This is a genomic window from Prosthecobacter sp. (assembly GCF_044378005.1).
Lineage (GTDB): Bacteria > Verrucomicrobiota > Verrucomicrobiia > Verrucomicrobiales > Verrucomicrobiaceae > Prosthecobacter.
On the sequence record NZ_JBILYB010000328.1, the window covers coordinates 1 to 2,582 of the forward strand.

Sequence of the window (2,582 nt, forward strand, 5' to 3'; positions counted from 1 at the left end):
CGCCTTTATCCATGAAACTGGCGCGGATGGCGATGTTGCCTTCCAGCAAATTCGTCTGTCCCTCGTTGCTGTAAAAAGTGATCTGGTCCTGGCTGCCGGTGGGACTGTTAAAGCCCTCGATGCGATTGCGCCGGAAGACGCAGTCCTTCGCGCCCCAACCCAGAATTTGATTCGAGATGCCGATTGTTCGCGACGCATTGGCGAAGACAAAACAATCCTCGATCACCGAGTTCGCCGTGCCGGTCGTGAAGCAAAGGCCACCGCTGTTCAGATACGCCACGCAACGGCGCAGCGTGATGCTCTCGCACTTCCCGGCGATGATCCCCCAGCGCGTGCGCGAGCCGAGCAAGACCGAGGTGTCCGCATGCTGATAGCCGGTGAAGGCCAGCCCCTCGATGGTGATGTTCGCGCAGTTCTCCAGCGCCAGCCCGTTGCCGTTCGTGATGGACACCATGAGCACTCCCGGTGGCCGCGCATCCGCCGTGCGCACGAGCAGGCGGCCCGCTTTCGCATCATGGAAGAACGCACCCGGCTTCGTGCCGATCTCCACCGCCGTCGCGGCGGGTTCGTAATGCGTCATCGTGCGCGGATCGGCCACGCCCTGCGCGATCTTGTCAAAACTCGCCGCAAACACCCCATCAAGTCCCGCCACCGCCGCCCATCCCGCGACCTCCACATCTCCGCGCAGCAGCACCGTGCCCGCACGCTGCGCCCGAATCGTAATCGGCGCGTCCTTTGTGCCCGCGAGCTTCTTCACCTCGATGGATTCGAGATATTCGCCCGGCAGAATCGTCAACGTGTCGCCCGCCTTCAGCGCTGCAACGCCCTCTGCGATGGTTTTGAAACCACTAGGGCCGACCGTAATTTCGGCAGCGGGTAAAGCGGCGAGAGGCACGAGCAGCAGTGCGGTGAGGAGTGGGAGGGTGGGTCTCATGATGATTGGTTTCACTGAGGCTTGCGCGCCTGGTTCACAGCTTCGATGGACTTGAGGATGTGCTCCTTCCACACGCCTTGAAGCTTATCGGGCTCGGCTCGGTGCAGGGTCTTCAGGGCTTCGTCGAACTGGCCTTTGCGGGTTTGAATGCGAGCGATGCCTTGCAGTGCGGTGAACTCGCTGGCACCTCCGATGTGGGTGCGGGCTTCGACGATGGCGTTATAGGCAGCGAGGGCGGTTTCGTCGTTCTTGAGGTTGTTTTCGCGGTTGTGGCCGATGGCCTCCCAGATCGCGTCGCGTGCGCGCGGCTCGCTGGTGAAATCCAAAGCAGCGGTGAGGTCGGCTTCGGCTTTGTCACCGGTTTTGGCGATGGAATAGGCTCGGCCTCGGGCATGAAGGCCGGCACCGCGCTTCCAGAAGGGACACTTGGAGAAGTCTTCCGCGCCGAACTGCGCGATGACTTGCGGCGCTTTGCTTTGATCGAGCAAGGCCTGCATTTGCGCTGCCTTCTTCACGGACTCGATGGGAATGCGGGCGGTGAGTTGTTCGGCAACGTCCAGCTTGCGGAGATGGCGGGCATAGCCAGCAGCGAGTTCCAGCGCGTGGGACTTTTGCAGGTCCGTGATCTTGCCCTCAGCGGCGGCGGTGTAGGCGGCGAGGGCCTCCTCGCGCTTGCCGGTGCGGGCGAAGTCGGCGGCGATGCGCGTCTTTTCCAGGAAGTCGTCGTCCGGCGGGCCGTGGTCGAACTCGAAACTGTTGCCGTCGTAGAACGTGGCAAACTTCATCACGTCGTGGAAGTGCTCCGCGCCGGTCGGCGAAAAGGCGGAATATTCCGCGCCATCTTCGCGAATGCGCTGGCGGCAGATGTTGATGTGCCAGGGAAGGCTCTTGTTGGGTCTGCTACCGATGACCTGGTGTAGCGGATCATTCTCATCCTGTGTGATCGGCAGACGGATCTCGATGGTCCAGTGATCGTCGGCGAGGTGCGTGGCGACTTCGGCGTTCGAGTCCCAACTGAACCATTTGTCGCGCGAGGCACCGCGATCGAGGTCCACCACGGCTCCGCTCGGGCTGATCGCGATCTGATAATACGAGCGCGATTCGGTCTCGAGCAGCAGCTCGACGGCATCGCCATACCAGAGTGCGCCGTCGTCTTCCTTGGTGGTGCCGATGTTGGGCTTCTCGCCGAGGCGTTCGTCGCAGCGGATGGCAAAGTAGAGGTCGCGACCGAGCCAGGTGGATTTCACCGTGGTGCCAAAGGTGGGCGGACGTCCCGTTTGCAGCTCACGAAGAGAGCAGGTGGCGGAGGGAAAGGCGTTCTTCCACGCTTCGTCATCGAGCCTGCCATCGATGACGATCTTGCTGCGCGCCTCGCCCACCAGCCGCAGGACGGGCACCGGGCCGCGAACTTTGCCAAGTTGCTGGCTTTTGTTGCGCAGGCCTTTGAGGAAATCGTCGATGAGGGCGATGCGTTTGCCATACACACTCGCGGCGTCAGCCTTCGCCTTCGCTTTCTCGAAAAGGGCGAGCGCTTCGTCGGCTTTGAGTTTGTCCTTTTCCATCTCCTGCCAGTTGGCCTCACAGTATTCAAAGAAGGTGCGCATCTCCGCCTCCGCCGGGCCGTAGAAAAGGCGGCAGTATTCGCGGA

At 61.9% G+C, this 2,582-nt stretch carries 2 protein-coding genes; both read right to left on the bottom strand.

Annotation, left to right across the window (positions count from 1 at the left end):
• Positions 1-934: right-handed parallel beta-helix repeat-containing protein (locus tag AC6FTP_RS26855; RefSeq protein WP_497209968.1), on the bottom strand; the 934-nt coding region annotated here is incomplete at its 3' end.
• Between the two features lie 11 nt (positions 935-945).
• A partial coding sequence (locus AC6FTP_RS26860; protein WP_497209969.1) for a carbohydrate-binding family 9-like protein occupies positions 946-2,582 on the bottom strand: 1,637 nt, incomplete at its 5' end.